The organism is Promicromonospora umidemergens (assembly GCF_024171995.1).
Lineage (GTDB): Bacteria > Actinomycetota > Actinomycetes > Actinomycetales > Cellulomonadaceae > Promicromonospora > Promicromonospora umidemergens.
In genome coordinates this window covers 12,340-30,285 of record NZ_JAMTCT010000003.1, presented here as the reverse complement: position 1 = coordinate 30,285, position 17,946 = coordinate 12,340, and the positions used below count along the sequence as shown (strand labels likewise).

Annotated in this window: 16 protein-coding genes and 1 pseudogene; 10 read left to right on the top strand and 7 right to left on the bottom strand. The window is 72.8% G+C overall.

The annotated features are described in order from the left end of the window. Nucleotides 1–15 precede the first annotated feature (15 nt). From kdpC to APR04_RS06190, 3 genes are read left to right on the top strand one after another with little or no spacing between them, the layout of a single operon-like run. On the top strand, nt 16–645 hold the full coding sequence (kdpC, locus tag APR04_RS06200; RefSeq protein ID WP_301312193.1) for a potassium-transporting ATPase subunit KdpC: 630 nt from the start codon (nt 16–18) through the stop codon (nt 643–645). Beyond that, a complete protein-coding gene (locus APR04_RS06195; protein ID WP_253868543.1) occupies nt 642–3,167 on the top strand; it encodes a DUF4118 domain-containing protein in 2,526 nt (841 codons plus the stop codon). Before kdpC ends, APR04_RS06195 begins: the two co-directional genes overlap by 4 nt. Then, nucleotides 3,164–3,886: a response regulator gene (locus APR04_RS06190; protein WP_253868542.1), complete on the top strand. Its 723-nt coding sequence runs from the start codon at nt 3,164–3,166 to the stop codon at nt 3,884–3,886. Before APR04_RS06195 ends, APR04_RS06190 begins: the two co-directional genes overlap by 4 nt. A 21-nt stretch (nt 3,887–3,907) precedes the next feature. Here the strand turns inward: APR04_RS06190 and APR04_RS06185 are convergent, their stop codons facing one another. Next, the gene (locus APR04_RS06185) at nt 3,908–4,324 is read right to left on the bottom strand and encodes a MarR family winged helix-turn-helix transcriptional regulator (RefSeq protein WP_253868541.1); all 417 of its coding nucleotides are present in this window, start codon (nt 4,322–4,324) and stop codon (nt 3,908–3,910) included. A 51-nt stretch (nt 4,325–4,375) separates the two neighbouring features. Here APR04_RS06185 and APR04_RS06180 point away from each other — a divergent pair, with 51 nt between their 5' ends. Further along, on the top strand, nt 4,376–4,963 hold the full coding sequence (locus tag APR04_RS06180) for a TIGR03086 family metal-binding protein (RefSeq protein ID WP_253868540.1): 588 nt from the start codon (nt 4,376–4,378) through the stop codon (nt 4,961–4,963). Between the two features lie 65 nt (nt 4,964–5,028). Here APR04_RS06180 and APR04_RS06175 read toward each other — a convergent pair. Further along, nucleotides 5,029–5,769 (bottom strand): annotated as a pseudogene (locus tag APR04_RS06175) (DMT family transporter); the annotation flags it as partial. Between the two features lie 203 nt (nt 5,770–5,972). On the opposite strand from APR04_RS06175, the gene pdxR reads away from it, so the two are divergent. Beyond that, nucleotides 5,973–7,394, top strand: coding sequence for a MocR-like pyridoxine biosynthesis transcription factor PdxR (gene pdxR / locus APR04_RS06170; protein ID WP_253868539.1), 1,422 nt, complete (start codon nt 5,973–5,975; stop codon nt 7,392–7,394). A 52-nt stretch (nt 7,395–7,446) separates the two neighbouring features. Here pdxR and APR04_RS06165 read toward each other — a convergent pair whose 3' ends face one another. Continuing rightward, complete coding sequence (locus APR04_RS06165; protein WP_253868538.1) at nt 7,447–8,619, bottom strand: methyltransferase; 1,173 nt, start codon at nt 8,617–8,619, stop codon at nt 7,447–7,449. A 158-nt stretch (nt 8,620–8,777) separates the two neighbouring features. Between APR04_RS06165 and APR04_RS06160 the strand changes: the two genes are divergently transcribed. Then, nucleotides 8,778–9,746 carry a phosphotransferase family protein gene (locus APR04_RS06160; protein ID WP_253868537.1) on the top strand — a complete coding sequence of 323 codons (969 nt, stop codon included), beginning with the start codon at nt 8,778–8,780 and terminating at the stop codon, nt 9,744–9,746. A 79-nt stretch (nt 9,747–9,825) separates the two neighbouring features. On the opposite strand, the gene APR04_RS06155 is transcribed toward APR04_RS06160, so the two are convergent. After that, nucleotides 9,826–10,281, bottom strand: a complete 456-nt coding sequence (locus APR04_RS06155; RefSeq protein ID WP_253868536.1) for a SufE family protein — start codon at nt 10,279–10,281, stop codon at nt 9,826–9,828. 65 nt (nt 10,282–10,346) lie between these two features. On the opposite strand from APR04_RS06155, the gene APR04_RS06150 reads away from it, so the two are divergent. Beyond that, a complete protein-coding gene (locus APR04_RS06150) occupies nt 10,347–10,658 on the top strand; it encodes a DUF3175 domain-containing protein (RefSeq protein WP_253868535.1) in 312 nt (103 codons plus the stop codon). 21 nt (nt 10,659–10,679) lie between these two features. Here the strand turns inward: APR04_RS06150 and APR04_RS06145 are convergent, their stop codons facing one another. After that, a complete protein-coding gene (locus APR04_RS06145) occupies nt 10,680–11,573 on the bottom strand; it encodes a sulfurtransferase (RefSeq protein WP_253868534.1) in 894 nt (297 codons plus the stop codon). Between the two features lie 75 nt (nt 11,574–11,648). Next, entirely contained in the window at nt 11,649–12,947 is a 1,299-nt protein-coding gene (locus APR04_RS06140) for a sigma-54-dependent transcriptional regulator family protein (protein ID WP_253868533.1), read from the bottom strand. A gap of 251 nt (nt 12,948–13,198) precedes the next feature. On the opposite strand from APR04_RS06140, the gene APR04_RS06135 reads away from it, so the two are divergent. Next, the gene (locus APR04_RS06135) at nt 13,199–13,849 is read left to right on the top strand and encodes a hypothetical protein (RefSeq protein ID WP_253868532.1); all 651 of its coding nucleotides are present in this window, start codon (nt 13,199–13,201) and stop codon (nt 13,847–13,849) included. Between the two features lie 170 nt (nt 13,850–14,019). Here the strand turns inward: APR04_RS06135 and APR04_RS06130 are convergent, their stop codons facing one another. Further along, nucleotides 14,020–15,669 (bottom strand): vWA domain-containing protein, encoded by a 1,650-nt coding sequence (locus APR04_RS06130; protein WP_253868531.1) that lies wholly within the window; start codon nt 15,667–15,669, stop codon nt 14,020–14,022. Between the two features lie 234 nt (nt 15,670–15,903). On the opposite strand from APR04_RS06130, the gene exaC reads away from it, so the two are divergent. Further along, nucleotides 15,904–17,427 (top strand): acetaldehyde dehydrogenase ExaC, encoded by a 1,524-nt coding sequence (gene exaC, locus APR04_RS06125; protein WP_253868530.1) that lies wholly within the window; start codon nt 15,904–15,906, stop codon nt 17,425–17,427. Nucleotides 17,428–17,511: 84 nt separating this feature from the next. After that, nucleotides 17,512–17,931 (top strand): DUF779 domain-containing protein, encoded by a 420-nt coding sequence (locus APR04_RS06120; protein ID WP_253868529.1) that lies wholly within the window; start codon nt 17,512–17,514, stop codon nt 17,929–17,931. Nucleotides 17,932–17,946 lie beyond the last annotated feature (15 nt).

The window sequence follows — 17,946 nt, the reverse complement described above, 5'->3', positions numbered from 1 at the left end:
CACAAAGGAACTGACATGGCAACGACCACAGCGGCGAGCGACCTCGCCACGCTGACCCGCCACTCGCTGGCCGGGCTGCGCATGCTGCTCGCCTTCACCCTGCTGACCGGGCTGGCCTACCCGCTCGCGATGACCGCCGTCGGGCAGGTGGCCTTCGGCTGGCAGGCCGACGGCTCGCTCGTGACGTCCGACGGCGTCCGCACCACCTCGCGCGACGACGCGGCCGGCTCCGCGCTGCTCGCCCAGGGCTTCGCGGGCGAGCAGTACTTCCACCCCCGGCCGTCGGCCGGCGAGTACGACACCCTCGCGTCCGGCGGGTCCAACCTCGGCCCGCTCAACCCCGACCTGGTCGCCGACATCGAGGAGCGCAAGGCGGCGGTCGCCGACCTGGAGGGCGTGGACCCGGCCGACGTCCCCGCCGACGCCGTCACGGCGTCGGCCTCGGGCCTCGACCCGCACGTCAGCCCTGGGTACGCGGCGATCCAGGTCGCGCGGGTCGCTGCCGCCCGGGGCCTGCCCGACGCCGACGTGGCCGACCTGGTGGCGCAGCACACCGCCGGGCGTGACCTGGGCGTGCTCGGCGAGCCGCGGGTGAACGTCCTGGAGCTCAACCTCGCACTCGATGTCGCACACTTAAGGCCATGACCACCGGACGCCGGGGCCGCCTCACCGTCTACCTCGGGGCGGCCCCTGGCGTGGGCAAGACCTACGCCATGCTCGACGAGGCGTGCCGTCGCCGCGCACGCGGCACCGACGTCGTGATCGGCCTCGTGGAGACCCACGGCCGGGCCGCGACCGTCGACCGGATCAGGGACCTGGAGCTGGTCCCGCGGCGGCTCGTCGAGCACCGCGGGACCACGCTCACGGAGCTCGACGTCGCGGCAGTGCTGGAACGGGCGCCCAAGGTCGCGCTCGTGGACGAGCTCGCGCACACCAACGCCCCCGGGTCCCAGCACGCCAAGCGGTGGCAGGACGTGCACGAGCTGCTCGACGCGGGCATCGACGTGGTCACCACGGTCAACGTGCAGCACCTCGCGTCCCTGACCGACGACGTCGAGGCGATCACCGGCGTCCGGCAGCGGGAGACGGTGCCCGACCAGGTGGTGCGCGACGCCGACCAGATCCAGCTCGTCGACCTCTCGCCCCAGCAGCTCCGGCGCCGGCTCGCCCACGGCAACGTGTACCGGGCCGAGCAGATCGACGCGTCCATGTCGTCGTTCTTCCGCGTCGGCAACCTGACGGCGCTGCGCGAGCTCGCGCTGCTCTGGCTCGCCGACCGCGTCGACGACGCCCTGACCAGGTACCGCGCCGACCACGCGATCGACGGCACGTGGCCCGCCCGCGAGCGCATCGTCGTCGCCGTCACCGGCGGCCCGGAGACGGAGACGCTGCTGCGCCGGGGCGCGCGCATCGCGCAGCGCGCGGCAGGCACCGAGCTGCTGGCCGTGCACGTGCTGCCGACGGACGGGCTGCCGTCGACGCCGTCGGCCACCATCAGCGCGCACCGGGCCCTGGTGGAGTCGCTCGGCGGCTCGTTCCACACGGTCGTCGGGGAGGACGTGCCGTCAGCGGTCGTGGACTTCGCGCGCGGGGTCAACGCGACGATGATCGTGGTGGGCGTGTCTCGGCACAGCGTGTGGCGGCAGGCGCTGCTCGGTTCCTCCGGAGCGGAGATCGCGCGCCTGTCCGGCGCCATCGACGTGCACCTCGTGACGCACGAGCGGGCCCGCGTGGGGGTGAGCGTGGGGTCCCGGTACTCGTCGCTGTCACCGGGGCGCAGGGCCGCGGGCTGGGGGTCGGCGCTCGCGATGCCGACGGCCCTGACCGCCATCCTCCTGCTGATCGGCCGGGACGACGTGGCCCTCGCGACCGACGCCATGCTGCTCCTGGCCGGCGTGGTCGGGGTCGCCCTGATCGGGGGCCTCTGGCCGGCCATCGTGGCCGCCATCGTGTCGAACCTGTGCCTCAACTGGTTCTTCACGCCCCCGGTGACCCGATGGACGATCGCGGAGGCGGAGAACGTGTTCGCGCTCGCCGTGTTCGTGGTGGTGGCGGTCGCTGCCGCGTCGGTGGTCGACCTCGCGGCGCGGCGCACCACCCAGGCCTACCGGGCCCGTGCCGAGGCGTCCACGCTGGCCGCCCTGTCGCGCTCGGTGCTGTCCGGGCAGGACACGGCCCAGGCGATCGTGCAGCGGCTGGCGCAGACCTTCGGGATGTCCGACGTGCGGCTGGAGGAGCGTGCCGACGACCGTGCGCCGTGGGTGGCCGTGGCGCACGAGTCGCGGGGCGCCGAGCCGGTCCCGGACGGGCCCGTGACCGAGGTGGCGATCGACGACCGGCACCGGCTGCTCCTGGCCGGGCGGGTGCTTCCGGCGACGGACCGGCAGGTGGTCGAGGCGTTCGGGGCGCAGGCGGGGATCGTCCTGGAGCACCGGCGGCTGCGCGAGCAGGCGGCGCAGGCGGAGGTGCTGGAGCAGACCGAGCGCACGCGCACGGCGCTGCTCGCAGCGGTCTCCCACGACCTGCGCACCCCGCTCGCCGTGATCCGCACGGCCGTTGACGGGCTCGCCTCGCCCGACGTCGAGCTCGACCGGGAGGACCGCGACACCCTGACGGCGACGATCGCGGAGTCGACCCACCGCCTCGAGCGGCTCATCGGCAACCTCCTCGACCTGTCGCGCCTGCAGACCGGGGCCGTCCGTCCGGCCCTGCGCGCCGCGTCGCTGGAGGAGGTGGTGCCGATCGCCGTCGAGCCGTGGCTGTCCGTGCTGGCGCTCGACGTGCCCGAGGACCTCCCGCTGGTGCACACGGACCCGGGCCTGTTCGAGCGGGTGGTGGCGAACGTCGTCTCCAACGCGGTGCGGCACTCCCCGGCCGGGGCGAAGGTCCTGGTCACGGCCTCCGCGACGCGTGAGACCGTCGAGCTGCGCGTGGCGGACACCGGACCTGGCGTTCCCGACGACCGCAAGGCCACCATGTTCGAGCCGTTCCAGCGCCTCGACGACACGAGCACGGGCGGCCTGGGCCTCGGCCTGGCCGTCGCGTCGGGGCTCGCGGCCGCCGTCGGCGCGTGGATCGCCGCGGAGGACACTCCGGGCGGCGGCCTGACGATGGTGCTCACGGTGCCACGCGCCCGGGACGCCGAGCGTGATGGGATGGCCCTGTGATCGGTGAGCCGGGTGGCGGGGGCGAGCGGGCGTCGGCGTCGGGCAACCGGGTGCTCGTGGTGGACGACGACGCCGCGCTGGCCCGTGCGCTGGCCATCAACCTGCGGGCGCACGGCTGGGACGTCACCGCAGCGCCGACGGGCGCCGCCGCCCTGGATGCCGTGGCGTCGGCCCGGCCGGACGTGGTGCTGCTCGACCTCGGCCTGCCCGACATGCCGGGTCTCGACGTCATCGAGGGGATCCGGGGCTGGACGCGGGTGCCGATCGTGGTGCTGTCCGCGCGCCAGCTCGGCGACGACAAGGTCGACGCCCTGGACGCCGGCGCCGACGACTACGTGACCAAGCCGTTCGCGATGAACGAGCTGCTCGCACGGCTGCGCGCCGCCGTCCGGCGGGCGGAGCCGGCCCGGTCGGAGGAACCCGTGGTCACGGCGGGCGAGCTGCGGATCGACCTGGCGCGCCGGCAGGTGTCCCGCGCCGGCGCCGAGGTGCGGCTCAGCCCTACGGAGTGGGCGCTGCTGGAGGTGCTCGTGCGCAACCGCGGCCGGCTCGTGGACCGCAAGCTGCTGCTGCACGAGGTCTGGGGCCCCGCGTACTCCACGGAGACCAACTACCTGCGCGTCTACACGGCGCAGCTGCGGCGCAAGCTGGAGCAGGACCCGTCCCACCCGCGCCACATCCTCACCCACCCGGGAGCTGGCTACCGGTTCGAGGCGTGACCCTCGCGCCGGTGGAGGGCGTCAGTCCAGCGGATCGACCAGCCTGGTGAGCACCCGTTCGAAGGCCTCCCGGTCGCCCGGCGGGACATCACGCAGCAGGTCGTCCTCCATCTCGCGGATGTCGGCCCGGCACCGTTCGAGGATCCGCCGTCCCTCGGCAGTGAGGGAGACGACGCGGTTACGGCGGTCCGCGGGATCCGGTTCACGCGTGACGAGCCCGAGCCGCTCCAGCTGGTCGAGGTTGCCGATCAGCCGTGTCTTGTCGCGCCCGGTGGCGGCCGCCAGCTGGGCCTGGGTCGGTGCGGCGTTCTCCGTGAGGGCGCTGAGGACCGCGTAGTCCCACATCCGTAGTCCGGCGTTCGCCAGGATCGGTTCCTCCCGAGCCATCGCCGTCCGCAGCAGCCGGGTCAGCAGGTAGCCAAGCTCAGGTCGCTCCACCTGGCGATCCTAACCACCCCCATATGATCTACCGTGGTGTATCGTCTACGCATGCTTACTTATTCTAAGATGCTCGCTCTGCACGACGGCGCACTCGCCGACACCGGACCGCTGGTCGACGGGGCGGCCCGCGGTGACCTCGGGGTCGCGACGCCGTGCGAGGGCTGGAACCTCGCAGACCTCCTGTCGCACATGATCGGCCAGAACCGCGGCTTCGCGGCCGCCGTCACCGCCGGCGACGCGGAGGCGGCGAGCTACGCAGGGCCGGAGGTCACCCCGGCGAACGCCGTCGGCGAGTGGGGCGCGTCCGCCGAGGCCCTGCGCGCCGCGTTCGGGGCGGCCGACGAGAACGCCACCGCCCACCTCGCCGAGCTCGACATCGACGTGACCGCGGCAGGCGCGCTCAGCATGCAGCTCCTCGACACCGCCGTCCATGCCTGGGACGTCGCCACGGCGCTCGGCGACACCTACCGCCCCGACGACTCCGTCACCGAGCTCGTCCTCGACCTCGCCCGGAAGATCGCGAGCCGGCCCGGCAGGTCGCCCGGCGTCTTCGGGGGAGCGCTGGCCGAACGCGGCGACGACGGGTGGTTCGACGCCCTGCGCCTCCTGGGCCGGGACCCGCGACCGGTCGGCTGAGCCCCGAGCACGACGCCGACGACCACCACGCCAACCCCCACCCACACCACCGGTCCAGGCACGGGACCGCCGAGCAGCACGCTGCCCACCGCCGACGCAACGGGCACCACGCCGGTGAACAGCCCCGCACGCCCCGGTCCGATCCGCCCGACCGCCGTGTACCAGAGCAGGAACGCCACCACCGTGACGGAGAGGGCGAGGTGCAGCGTGGCGGGTACGTGCTCGGCGCGCAGGGTCAGAGCCGCGCCCGGCCCCTCCGTCGTGAGGCTCAGCGCCCAGAGCGCCACCGCCGCGATCCAGACCGCATGGAGCGACACCCCGTGCGGCCCGAGCCTGCGCAGCACGGGTACGGCCAGCAGTGTGAACCCGGCCTCGCAGAGCAGCGTCAGCAGCGCGTAGCCCAGCCCCACGGCGTCGGAGCGGCCGCCCCCGGTCACCAGGACGGCGCCCAGCGTCACCACCGCTGCCGCGACCACCACCATCGGCGTCGGCCGGGTGCGTCCCAGCAGCGGCCCCACGAGCGCCAGCAGGATCGGTACCGCCGCGACGGCGACGCCGATCACCGCGGGCTCGGCGTGCGCGACGCCGCGCACCACTCCGACGTTGAACAGCACCAGCCCGGTCAGCGCCACTCCCGCGAGCCACGCCCACTCCCGGCCGCGGGGTACCGGGACCGCGCGCCCGGTGCACCGCAGGACCACCAGCAGCACCAGGGCGGCCAGCGTGTACCGGATCGCCTGCACAGCGAAGAGGGGAGCGTCGGCGAGCACACCCGACACCGCCACCTGGCTGCCCACCAGCGCCATGCCGATGCCCGCGTACAGCGGCCCGGACCACGGCCTGGCCTGCGGGCGCGGGCGGGTGTCGTCCTCGGCGCTGCTCGTGGTGCCCGGTTCGGTGCTCGGCTCGGTGCCCGGCTCGGTGGGCGTCCTGGTCGTCATGTCCGCGAGCCTGCTCGGACTTTGGTATATCTGATAGAGCCAAACGATCGACTGTCGAGAGGACCAAGATGGGCGGGGCCGACTTTCTCCAGCTCGACCCAGCACAGGCCGGCCGCGGGAACCTCACCGCGTGGCTGGCCGAGGCGGTGCGGGGCGCGGTGTCCGACGGCCGGCTCGCCCCGGACGACCGGCTGCCCTCGACCCGCGTCCTCGCAGGCCAGCTCGGCTGCTCGCGCGGTGTGGTGGTCGAGGCCTACCGGCGCCTCACCGACGAGGGCCTGCTGTCCGGCCGGCACGGAGGCGGCACGACGGTCCGCGCCGCATGGGCCCCGGTGTCCGTCCTGCCCGACCCGGCCACCTCGGCGACGCCGGACTACCGTGCAGACCCGCCCGACCTGATCGACCTGTCGCCCGGCCTGCCCGACCTGTCCGCGTTTCCCCGCGCCGCCTGGGCCCGCGCTGAACGGTCGGCGCTGACCGGGCTGGCATCGAGCGAGCTCGGCTACGGGGACCCGCGCGGCCTGCCCGCGCTCCGCGAGGCGCTCGCCGGCTGGCTCGCGCGCACCCGGGGAATCCGCGCCCGCCCTGACGACATCCTCGTGGTCAACGGCGTCTCGCAGGGCCTCATGCTCCTCGCCCGGGCGCTCGGCGCGCGAGGGCTGCACCGGATCGGGTTCGAGGACCCGGGATCCTTCGGGGCGCGCGAGCACCTCCGGTGGTGGGACCTGGAACCCGTCCCCGTCCCCGTGGACCACGACGGCCTGGACGTGGCCGCGCTCGGCAGGAGCGGGGTCGACGCCGTGGTGGTCACCCCGGCGCACCAGTTCCCCACGGGCGTCGTGCTCGCCCCGGACCGGCGCCGGGAGCTGGTCGCCTGGGCGCGCGGCGCGCCGCCGTCGGGCCGCGGACGCCTGCCCGGACGGCTCGTCATCGAGGACGACTACGACGCCGAGCACCGCTACGACCGTCCGCCGGTCCCGGCGCTGCGCGCGCTCGCGCCCGACCACGTGGTCCACCTCGGCAGCGTGTCCAAGTCGCTCGCGCCGGCCATCCGCATCGGCTGGCTGCTCGCACCCGCCGCGCTCCAGGCCGAGCTGGTCGAGGCGCGCTACTGGACCGACCTGGCCGGCCCGGCGCTGCCGCAGCTAGCACTGGCGCACTTCATCACCACCGGTGGGTTCGAACGGCACCTTCGCCAGGTCCGGCGGCGACACCGCGCCCGCCGCGACGCCCTGCTCGCGGCACTCGCCGCCGAGCTGCCCGACAGCACCGCTCACGGGGTGGCCGCCGGCCTGCACCTCCTGGTGACCGTGCCCGGCACGGACGACGTCGCCGTGGCCCGACGCGCGGGCGAGGCAGGGGTGCGCGTGCAGCCCCTCTCGGCGCACCGGCTGGGCGCCGGACCGTCGGGCCTGGTGATCGGCTATGCGGCGAACACCCCGGACCGGCTGCGTGAAGCGGTACGGCGGATCGCGCAGAGCCTGAGGTGAACCGTGCGGTCGTCTGTCGGGCGCCGAGTGGTGAGCAGGGCGACCGTCCAGGTCAGGAGTCCCGCGCGAGCCGCCACAGCGAGGTGACCTCGCGCCGCCGGGCGTCGTGCAGGGCGTCCGCGGCGTCTGTGGCTCGGGGGTGCCGCGGAGCGGTGTCGTGGCGGCCGGTGACCCGGAGACCCGCGGCGTCGATGCGGCCGAGGAGCTCGTCGCGGGTGCGCAGCCCGAGGTGCTCGGCGAGGTCGGAGAGGACGAGCCAGCCCTCGCCGGCCGGAGCGAGGTGGTCGGCGAGCCCGTCGACGAACCGGTGGAGCACGTCGGAGCCGGCATCGTAGATCCCGAGCTCCAGGGCGGAGGTCGGACGCGCGGGCAGCCACGGCGGGTTGCACACGATCAGGTCGGCGCGCCCGCTCGGCCACAGGTCGACCTCGGCGGCCTGTACCCGGTCCGTCAGCCCGAGCCGCTGCATGTTCTCGCGGGCGCAGGCCACCGCTCGGGGATTGATGTCGGTGGCGACGACCCGGCCGGCTCCGCGGCGGGCCAGGACAGCGGCGAGCACCCCCGTACCCGTGCCGAGGTCGAAGACGACCGCCGGTGCATCGTCGCCAGGGAACGGAGTCTGTGCGACGAGGTCGACGTACTCGCCGCGCACGGGAGAGAAGACGCCGTACGCGGGATGGACACGCGCGCCCAGGGCGTCGATCTCGACGCCCTGCTGGTGCCACTGGTACGCGCTGAGCACGCCGACGAGCTCGGTGAGCGCTATGCACGTCCCGCCGGTATCGGCGTCGCCGTCGGCAGCGTCGGTGTCGGCCGTGCCGTAAGCGTGGTCGCAGGCCGCGCGGACGTCGGGCGCCCGGCCCAGCCGCAGGGTGTGGTCGGGCTCGAGCACGACCAGCAGGCTCCCGAGCAGCCGGGCTCGTTCCGCGCGCCCAGCACGATGGCTGTGGAAGAGGGTGGCGGTGCCGTCGCCTGCCGCGCCCTTGCTGAGCGCGGCGGAGCGGGAGCGGCCGTGCAACCGGTCCATGGCACGCAGGAGCTGCCTGGCGTTGTGGAAGTCGCCGCGCCACAGGAGACCCGCGCCGCTCCGAGCCATGCGGTAGGCGGCCTTGGCGGTGGTGCGGTCGTCGACGACCACGACGCGGGCTGGTGCGGGGGCGGCGTTCTCGGAGTGCCAGCGGGCGGAGTGGGGTGTCCCGTCCTCGGACCAGCGGACCACAGACATGACGTACTCCTGAACAGGATCGAAGGTGCCGGACCAGGCCCGTGGTCACGGCGGATTCTTCCCGTCATGCGTGCCCATATCTTCTCACGGCACCGTAGCCACCGACGAGGCCCGAATTCCTCTCGTCACGCCCTGCGGACGGTTGGCATGATCGCGGCATGACTCGCGTGCGACCCACCTGGCCGGACCTCCCCGCGCACGTGCGCGATGCCGTCGTCGGCAGGCTGGGCGGCCCGGTCACGGGATGGACGTCGCACGACGGCGGCTACTCGCCCGGGTGGGCGCTGACCCTGGAGTCCGCCACGGGCAGGATCTTCGTGAAGGTCGCCTCGACCGAGCACGCGGTCGCCGCGCGCCTGCATCGTCAGGAGGCGGTGCGCACGGCGGCGCTGCCCGACGGCGTCCCCGCGCCCGCCTTCCGCTGGATCCTTGAGCTGCCTGACGCCGAGGGAGGGGATCCGGCATGGGTGGTCATCGCGTCCGACGTCGTCAGCGGGCGGGAGCCCCGGACCGAGCCGTGGGACCTGGCCGACCTCGACCGGCTGCAGCGCCTCGCTCGCAGCATCGCCCAGCACGAGGTGCCGGACTGCGGGGCGTTCCCCGCGTTCGCCGACCACACCTGGCCAGAGGCCGCCCTGCTGGCCGACGAGCGCCCGACGGGTCTGGCGACCTACGACCCCTGGCTGGCGGAGAACCTCGACCTGATCGCAGGGACTGCCGCGCCGGAGCGTCAGGCCGAGGCGTTCGCCGGCCCGCACCTGGTGCACGGAGACCTGCGCGCCGACAACGCGCTCGTCGTCCGGCGGGCCGACGGCGGGGAGGAAGCGGTCGCCGTCGACTGGCCCCACGCCATGCGGGGTGCGCAGTTCCTGGACCAGACCGGCATGCTCCCGGCGGTGCACGCGGGCGGTGGGCCGGCCCCGGGGGAGGTCCTGCAGCGGACGCCCCTCCCGGCGGACGTCGACCCGGAGGCGGTCACCGTCTGGGTGGCGGTCCTGACCGCCTACCTCGCCCGCGGCTCGCTGCTGGACCCGCCGCCCGGCATCCCGCACCTGCGCGCGTTCCAGCGGATCCAGGCGGAGGCCTGCATCCCGTGGCTGCGGGAGCGGCTGCGCGCGGGGTGGTGATGCCCAGATGCGCGCTTCTACCTAGTGATTGGGCCCAAAGAGTCGCACCGTTTCGGGCCCAATCACTGGGTAGCCGGTTCTAGACCTGTGCGGCCGCCAGCTGCTCGCGGACCTGGCGCTTGGCGCGGGTCAGCATGCCCGCCATGCCGTTGAGCCGCAGCAGGCTGACCACCTTGGTGAGGCCGAGCTGGAGCGGGTAGTCCTCTGGCACGTCCAGCACCTGCTGCGCGGTGAGCCCGGTCAGGCCCTGCGCGAGGATCGACGCGAAGCCGCGCGTGGTGGGCGCCTCTTCCGGTGCGCTCGCGTGGAAGGCGACCACCCCGGCGTCGTCCACCTCGGCGAAGGCGTAGACGGGGGACTGGCACTCCTGCACGCGCTCCAGCCGTTCCGGCGCGTCCGCGTACCTGGCGGGCAGCGGCGGAAGCTCGCGGGAGACCTCCAGCAGCAGGAGGAGCCGGTCCTTCTCGGGCGTCTCCAGGAAGGCGTCCCGCAGCTCGGCGAGGGCCTCGGGCAGGTCGACGTCGTTGGTGCTCATCTGTTCATCCTCCCACCGCGCGCAGGGCTCGAGCGAGCGACCGGGCGGCGTCGTAGGGTTGATGCATGGCCGAGAAGAAGCGGTCGGGCGAGCGGCCTGGCGAGGACGGCGAGCGCTGGTCCCAGGACGTCACCGAAGGCAGCGACGCCCTTGACCTGGAAGACGGCGTCTTCACGTGGGACGACCCCGCGCGGATCGCCAGGTCGCTCAAGCGATCCGCTGAGTCGAGCGACCGGCGCAAGAGCTCCCCGTACCGCTCGGCGATGTCGATGCTCACGTTCTACGTGAACCGCGCGGGCAAGGAGCTCGACGCGGACCAGCGCGAGGTGCTCGAGCGTGCCAAGGACGAGCTCCGTAAGGAGTTCGGCCGCGCCTGAGCCGTGACCGGGCCTGACCTGTCAGACCGTGCCCGGTTCGCTGCCCGTCGCCACGGGGACGCGGACGGCGTTGCCCCACTCGGTCCAGGAACCGTCGTAGTTGCGCACGTCGGTGTAGCCGAGCAGATAGGTGAGCGCGAACCAGGTGTGGCTGGAGCGCTCGCCGATGCGGCAGTAGGTGATCACGGCGTCGTCCACGCTCATGCCCAGGTCGGCCGTGTAGATCGCCTCAAGATCCTCGCGCGTCTTGTACGTGCCGTCCTCCGCGACCGCCGTCGCCCACGGGACGTTGCGTGCCGTGGGGATGTGGCCGCCGCGCAGCACGCCCTCCTCGGGGTAGTCCGGGATGGCGATGCGCTCGCCCGTGTACTCCTGCGGGGAGCGGATGTCGACGAGCGGGCCTGTGCCGAGGTGCTGCAGCACGTCCTCGCGGAAGGCGCGGATCGTGGTGTCGTCGCGAGCGATCGTGGGGTACTCGACCGGGGCGGGTGCAGGGACGTCGGTGGTGAGCTCGCGGCCCTCAGCGCTCCACAGCCCGCGACCGCCGTCGAGCAGGCGCACGTCCGTGTGCCCGAACAGGGTGAACACCCAGGCCGTGTACGCGGCCCACCAGTTGTTCTTGTCCCCGTAGACGATGATCGTCGTGTCGCGCGTGATGCCCTTGCTGCCCATGAGCTCGGCGAACGCCGCGCCGTCCAGGTAGTCGCGCATCTGCGGGTGCTGCAGCTCGGTGTGCCAGTCGACCTTTATGGCGCCCGGGATGTGCCCCGTCTCGTAGAGCAGGACGTCCTCGTCGGACTCGACCACGACGACCCCCGGGTCCTTCAGGTGGTCGGCGAGCCAGGCGGTGCTCACGAGTCGTTCCGGGTGGGCGTACTGCGCGATCTTGTCCGACGGGTCGATGGGCGCGGGCATGGGGCCTCCTCGTAGAGCACGTGCTGACGAGAGTAGAACACGCGGCCGTACCGAAAAGATCCCGCTCACGGCCGTTCAGGCCAACCGCCGCTCCAGCACGCCCAGGTGCGCCGACGCTCGCGCCGCCTGCGGCCCGCCTGCCGGTGCCAGCCGGGCCAGGCGCGCCCAGGCCGCGTGGTCGTCAGCGCCCTCGCTCCGTGCGGTCCACTGCTCGACGGCGGCCGCGTCGCCGCAGGCGTGCACCGCCTCGCGGACCTCGGCCTCGAGCTCCTCGCGCAGCCGTTCGACCCCCGGCGCGACCGACCGGCGCAGCAGTGGCTCCGGGTAGGCCGCGAGCGCGCCGCGTACGTCGCCGCGGCGGAGCCGGGACCGCACCGTGTCGGTGTCGGACCGCAGTGCGCGGGCGAGGCGGTACGGGCGGGCGCCGGCGAGCAGCGGGCCGTCCAGGACGCCGTCGGTCACCCGGCGCAGGCGGGAGATCTCGGCGCGTACCGCGACGAGCGACAGGTCGCCGGGGTGCAGCAGCACGGCGAGCTCCTCCGCGCTGAGCCCGCGGGGATGCTCGGCGAGCAGCAGCAGGATCTCGGCGTGCCGCAGCGAGAGCCGCCGCCCGCGGAGGGCCGGCGCGCCGAGCAGCCGGAGGTCGGGAACGGGTTCGGCCGCAGCACCCGCCGCACCGAGGTCGGGGGCTAGCTCGCGCGCCCAGGCAGGGTCTCCGCCGTCGGGCCCCCGTAGCCGGGCGGCCCGGGCGGCGAGCTCGCGCTCGACCATCGCGACAGTGGCCCGGACCAGGGCGAGGGCGACGTGGGAACCGGCGGCACTGCCGCCGGTGAGGTCGAGGACGCCGACGATCCCGCCGGCCGGGTCGTGCACCGGCGCCGCCGTACAGCTGAGCTGCTGGACCGGCCGCACGAAGTGTTCGGCCCCGAGCACCTGGACCGGGCGCCGGGTGGCCAGGGCGGTGCCGGGTGCGTTGGTGCCGACGGACTCCTCGCGCCACACCGCGCCCTCGACGAAACCCACGTGGTCCACCGCGGAGCGGACCGGGCCGCGGCCCTCGATCCAGAGGAGGCGTCCGACGTCGTCCGACACCGCGACCACCAGGCCGTCACCCGTCGCGCCGCCCACCAGGTCGCGCACGAGGGGCATCGCGACGGCCAGGGGATGGTCGCGGCGGTAGTCGTCCAGGTCGTCCGACGCCGCGACGGCCACAGCGCCCGGGTGGTCCGGGTCCACGCCGTTGCGCAGGCTCCGCCGCCAGGAGGCCGCGACGACCGGGTCGATCCCGGCGGGCTCCTGCGAGCCGGCGGAACCGACGAAGCTCTCGTATGCCGCGCGTACCCACTGCGCGTCCCGGTGTGGCACCTGCGTCATGCTGCCCCTGACCTGGTTCCGACGTCGTCGTCGAACCAGGCAAGTGTAGGCACCGGATCAAGGTCATCAACAGGTTGTCCACCGCGATCCCCAAGTTATCCACCGCATCGAGCCGGTTTCCCACAGATCACGGATGTATTACGGCCTCGGCGCGCGAGACGCTAGAACTAGTCCTAGCGTCATTACATCGGTTGGTATTGGGCCACGAGCCCGACACTTTGTTTTCATGGGATCTCTCTTTGGGGGAAGAGTTGAACACCATCGCTTTGACCAAGCCGGAACCTGGCCTCTCCGGATCGGACGAACCGCCGGGCGACAGACCGGTCCGGCTGCCCGGGCTCGGCGCGGTCGACCTGCCGCCGCTCGACTCCGATGAGCCGCCGCTCGCTGATCTTGCCGGCGCCCGCGGGCGCCGGCGCTGGACCTTCGGTGCCGCGATCGTCACCGGCGTCGTCGTCGCCGTCGCACTCTGGTCGGCCTCGGTCCGGGCCGACGAGACGAGCCACCTCGTGACCCTCAACTCCCAGATCGACACCCAGGTCAGCACCACCTCGGCCCGTTCGCACGACCTCGTCGCCGTCCTGGACACGGCCGAGCGCGTCTACGAGCACTCGAACGGCCAGGTCGCGGACCCGGCAACGCGCGACGTCCTCGCCGAGGCGCTCGCCGATGCCCGGACGGCCGCCGCGCAGCGCGTCACGGATGCACCGCCGTCGTCCGTGACGCAGGCTCGCACCCTCCTTGCCCAGGCGGCGCACATCGAGAACTCACTGGACTGGGCCACCGAGGACCTGCGCGTCGCCGTCGACATGGTCCAGCAGTCGCAGGGCGCGCAGCGCGTCCTGGACACCCGGGACCCGGTCGGCGACCGGACCGTGCTCACGTCCAACGCAGGTTCTTGACGCATTGCGCCGGCATTTGACGGCGGCGTGAAAGTCCGTCACTTTCCAGGCGCCGAAACCCTTTTCCAGGAATTGCCGGGGTTCGCACGGCTCGCGTTCTTCTGACTTTTCGATCAGATCAATGCTTTGAGCGTTCCTTGCGGCGCTGCGCCTCCGCCGCGAAGTAAAGATCACGCCAGACCGCGGTAGACCTCGACGAGGTCGACGAACTCCGCCCGCAGCCCGTACGGGTCAGCACCCAGGGCGCTCGTCGCTCGCTCCCGCACCGCGTCGAGGCTCGCGCCGGCCCGGTACTCCGAGCCCGTGGCGATCAGCCCGAGCTCGGCGACGGCGGACGCGAAGGCGAAGTCGGCCGTCGGGGCAGCCGTGAACGCGTCAGCGCCCACGGGAAACGCGACCTCGGTGCTCGAAGCAGGGTCGGGGCCCTCCGGTGTCTTGTAGCGCAGGTGCACCGTCATGAAGTCGTCGCTGGTGCCCACCTCTCGGTCGATGTACTTCAGGTCGCCACCGTCCTGGACGCCGGTGCCGTCGGGGTCCGAGCCGGCCGGAACCAGCTCGTAGAACGCCGTCACGGAGTGCCCGGCACCGACGTCGCCCGCGTCCTTGGCGTCGTCGTCGAAGTCCTCGTCCGCCAGGCGCCGGTTGTCGTACCCGATCAGCCGGTAGGAGCCGACGGTGGCGGGGTTGAGCTCCACCTGCAGCTTCAGGTCCTTGGCGACCACGAACATGGTGGAGCCGAACTCGTCCACGAGGACCTTGCGTGCCTCGGCCAGGGTGTCGATGTAGGCGTAGTTGCCGTTCCCGTGGTCGGCGATGGCCTCCATCGTGTCGTCCTTCAGGTTGTACATGCCGAAGCCCAGCACCGAGACGTAGACCCCCGACTCGCGCTCGGCCTCGATCAGCTCGGTGAGCTCCTCCGGGCTGGACGGGCCGACGTTGAAGTCGCCGTCGGTCGCCAGGACCACCCGGTTGTTGCCGCCCTCGACGAAGTTCTTCTCGGCCAGCTCGTACGCCGTCCGCAGGCCGTCCGCGCCGCCCGTGGACCCGCCGGCCCGCAGCGACCGCAGGTGGTCCACCAGCACCCCGTGCTCCGAGCCGGGCACGGAGTCCGCGACCACCTGGTTGTCACCCGCGTACGTCACGATCGACACCCGGTCGTCCTCGGAGAGCTGCTCCACGAGCAGCGCGAACGACTCGGCGAGCAGCGGCAGCTTGTTCGGCTCGTCCATCGACCCGGACACGTCGAGCAGGAAGACGATGTTGTTGCCCTCCGACGTCGGCAGAGCCTCCGTCGCCTGCACACCGACCATCGCGAGCTGGTGGTCCGGGTTCCACGGCGCCGCCGCCACCTGGGCCGACACCGAGAACGGGTGCCCGGCGGCCGGGTCGGGCGCCGGGTAGTCGTAGTCGAAGTAGTTGACGAGCTCCTCGATCCGCACGCCCTCCGGCACGACGCCCTGATGCACCTGGCGGCGCAGGTTCGAGTACGACGCCGTGTCGACGTCGGCCGAGAACGTGGACAGCGGGCTGGTGGCGACGTCCTGGAACGGCGTCTCGGGGGAGTCGTCGTACTCCTCGTTCGAGCCGGTCGGTTCAGGGCCAGGCGGTACCGGTCCGGGCAGCACAGGGACCGGCAGGTCGCCCAGCGCCTCGGGTGCCGGGATCGCGAGGTTCGCCCCGTCGGCGGCGGTCTCCGTCACGCCGCCGTCGGCGGTGCAGCCTGCGAGCGCCAGCGTCGCCGCCAGCAGGGCCGCGAGCGGTACTGCCCGCCGCCGCGCAGGGCGTGCGCAGGGGGTGGTCCGGTGGGCTGCGGATGTCATGGGGTGGCCTCTCGTCGTGGTCGGCGTGCTTCCTCGGACCGGCGTTCTGCCCTCTGCTTCCATCTGTTCCGTCGCCGGTCCCCCTTGCCGCGTCGAGGTCACGGTCGGGTTGCAACCCCGATGCAACGCCCGGCTGCCTAACCTCGCCCCACCCGGGTGCGCCGCTGCACCCGGGGCGTGGCTCCGCCGTCGGGCAGCCGACGGCGGGCACGAGAACCTGCGAGGAGGCAGACCATGACCGTGTACGCAGCCCCAGGTACCGAAGGTGCCATCGCCAGCTTTCGGCCCCGGTACGACCACTGGATCGGGGGCGAGTACGTTCCGCCCGCGAACGGCCAGTACTTCGAGAACCCCAGCCCCGTGAACGGGCGGACCTTCACGGAGGTCGCGCGCGGCGACGCCGACGACATCGACCGGGCCCTCGACGCCGCGCACGGCGCCGCGCACGCGTGGGGGCGGACGTCGGTCACGGAGCGCGCGCGGGTCCTGAACAAGATCGCCGACCGCATGGAGGAGCACCTCGAGGAGCTGGCCGTCGCAGAGACCTGGGAGAACGGCAAGCCGGTGCGCGAGACGCTCGCCGCCGACCTGCCGCTGGCGATCGACCACTTTCGCTACTTCGCGGGTGCGATCCGAGCGCAGGAGGGCTCGATCAGCGAGATCGACGGCGACACGATCGCCTACCACTTCCATGAGCCGCTGGGCGTGGTCGGGCAGATCATCCCGTGGAACTTCCCGATCCTCATGGCCGTGTGGAAGCTGGCGCCGGCGCTCGCTGCCGGCAACGCGGTGGTGCTCAAGCCGGCCGAGCAGACGCCGACGTCGATCCTGTACCTCATGGAGCTCATCGCGGACCTGATCCCGCCGGGCGTCCTGAACGTGGTCAACGGGTTCGGCGCGGAGGCGGGCAAGCCGCTGGCGAGCTCGCCCCGGATCCGCAAGATCGCGTTCACCGGCGAGACCACGACCGGCCGCCTGATCATGCAGTACGCGTCGCAGAACATCATCCCGGTCACCCTGGAGCTGGGCGGCAAGTCGCCGAACATCTTCTTCAGCGACGTCGCGGCGGCGAACGACGAGTTCTACGACAAGGCGCTGGAGGGCTTCACGATGTTCGCCCTCAACCAGGGGGAGGTGTGCACGTGCCCGTCGCGTGCGCTCATCCAGGCGGACATCTACCAGTCCTTCCTGGCCGACGCCGTCGCGCGCACCGAGGCCGTTCTGCAGGGCAACCCGCTGGACACCGACACGATGATCGGGGCGCAGGCGAGCAACGACCAGCTGGAGAAGATCCTCAGCTACTTCGACATCGGCAAGGCGGAGGGCGCCAAGGTGCTCACCGGCGGGTACCGGGCCGAGATGGAGGGCGACCTCGCGGGCGGGTACTACGTGACGCCCACGATCTTCGAGGGCAAGAACTCCATGCGGATCTTCCAGGAGGAGATCTTCGGGCCCGTGGTCGCGGTCACCGAGTTCGCCGACTTCGACGATGCCATCAAGGTCGCCAACGACACCCTCTACGGGCTCGGCGCGGGCGTCTGGACCCGCTCCGGCGCGGACGCCTACCGCGCAGGGCGCGCGATCGAGGCCGGCCGCGTGTGGACCAACTGCTACCACGCCTACCCGGCGGCCGCGGCGTTCGGCGGCTACAAGGGGTCGGGCGTAGGGCGCGAGAACCACAAGATGATGCTCGACCACTACCAGCAGACCAAGAACCTGCTGGTGAGCTACGCGCAGGGCAAGCAGGGCTTCTTCTAGGCTCCGCAGCCCCGGGGGGTCAGACGTACAGGTCACCCGGGTGACCCGTACGTCTGACAACAGCGACTGATACGAGGAGGTCCGATGTCCGACGACGTCTTGTCGGCCCCAGCGGCCGGCGCACCACCCGCACGGGTCGCCGTGACCGATTCCGCCGCCGCGTTGCTCGCACGGCTGCGGGCCAAGCACGGCGAGCTGATGTTCCACCAGTCCGGCGGGTGCTGCGACGGCTCCTCGCCCATGTGCTACCCCGACGGCGACTTCATCACCGGGGACGCCGACATCCACCTCGGGGACCTCGCCGTCGCGGCCGACGACGCCTCGTTCACCGTCCCGGTCTGGATGAGCCGCAACCAGTTCGAGTACTGGAAGCACACGCACCTCACCATCGACGTGGTCCCCGGCCGTGGCGCCGGCTTCAGCGTGGAGGCGCCCGAGGGCGTGCGGTTCCTCATCCGCTCGCGGCTGTTCACCGACGAGGAGTGGAAGCTGCTGCGCGACTGACCGGGGCAGAGGCGG

What these genes read in the sequence shown, in the direction of transcription:
- pdxR (WP_253868539.1), top strand. Translation starts at nt 5,973, where the DNA reads ATGGGCGGGGCCGACTTTCTCCAGCTCGACCCAGCACAGGCCGGCCGC.
- APR04_RS06165 (WP_253868538.1), bottom strand. Translation starts at nt 8,619, where the DNA reads ATGTCTGTGGTCCGCTGGTCCGAGGACGGGACACCCCACTCCGCCCGC.
- exaC (WP_253868530.1), top strand. Translation starts at nt 15,904, where the DNA reads ATGACCGTGTACGCAGCCCCAGGTACCGAAGGTGCCATCGCCAGCTTT.
- APR04_RS06155 (WP_253868536.1), bottom strand. Translation starts at nt 10,281, where the DNA reads ATGAGCACCAACGACGTCGACCTGCCCGAGGCCCTCGCCGAGCTGCGG.
- APR04_RS06120 (WP_253868529.1), top strand. Translation starts at nt 17,512, where the DNA reads ATGTCCGACGACGTCTTGTCGGCCCCAGCGGCCGGCGCACCACCCGCA.
- APR04_RS06160 (WP_253868537.1), top strand. Translation starts at nt 8,778, where the DNA reads ATGACTCGCGTGCGACCCACCTGGCCGGACCTCCCCGCGCACGTGCGC.
- APR04_RS06130 (WP_253868531.1), bottom strand. Translation starts at nt 15,669, where the DNA reads ATGACATCCGCAGCCCACCGGACCACCCCCTGCGCACGCCCTGCGCGG.
- APR04_RS06195 (WP_253868543.1), top strand. Translation starts at nt 642, where the DNA reads ATGACCACCGGACGCCGGGGCCGCCTCACCGTCTACCTCGGGGCGGCC.
- kdpC (WP_301312193.1), top strand. Translation starts at nt 16, where the DNA reads ATGGCAACGACCACAGCGGCGAGCGACCTCGCCACGCTGACCCGCCAC.
- APR04_RS06145 (WP_253868534.1), bottom strand. Translation starts at nt 11,573, where the DNA reads ATGCCCGCGCCCATCGACCCGTCGGACAAGATCGCGCAGTACGCCCAC.
- APR04_RS06180 (WP_253868540.1), top strand. Translation starts at nt 4,376, where the DNA reads ATGCTTACTTATTCTAAGATGCTCGCTCTGCACGACGGCGCACTCGCC.
- APR04_RS06150 (WP_253868535.1), top strand. Translation starts at nt 10,347, where the DNA reads ATGGCCGAGAAGAAGCGGTCGGGCGAGCGGCCTGGCGAGGACGGCGAG.
- APR04_RS06140 (WP_253868533.1), bottom strand. Translation starts at nt 12,947, where the DNA reads ATGACGCAGGTGCCACACCGGGACGCGCAGTGGGTACGCGCGGCATAC.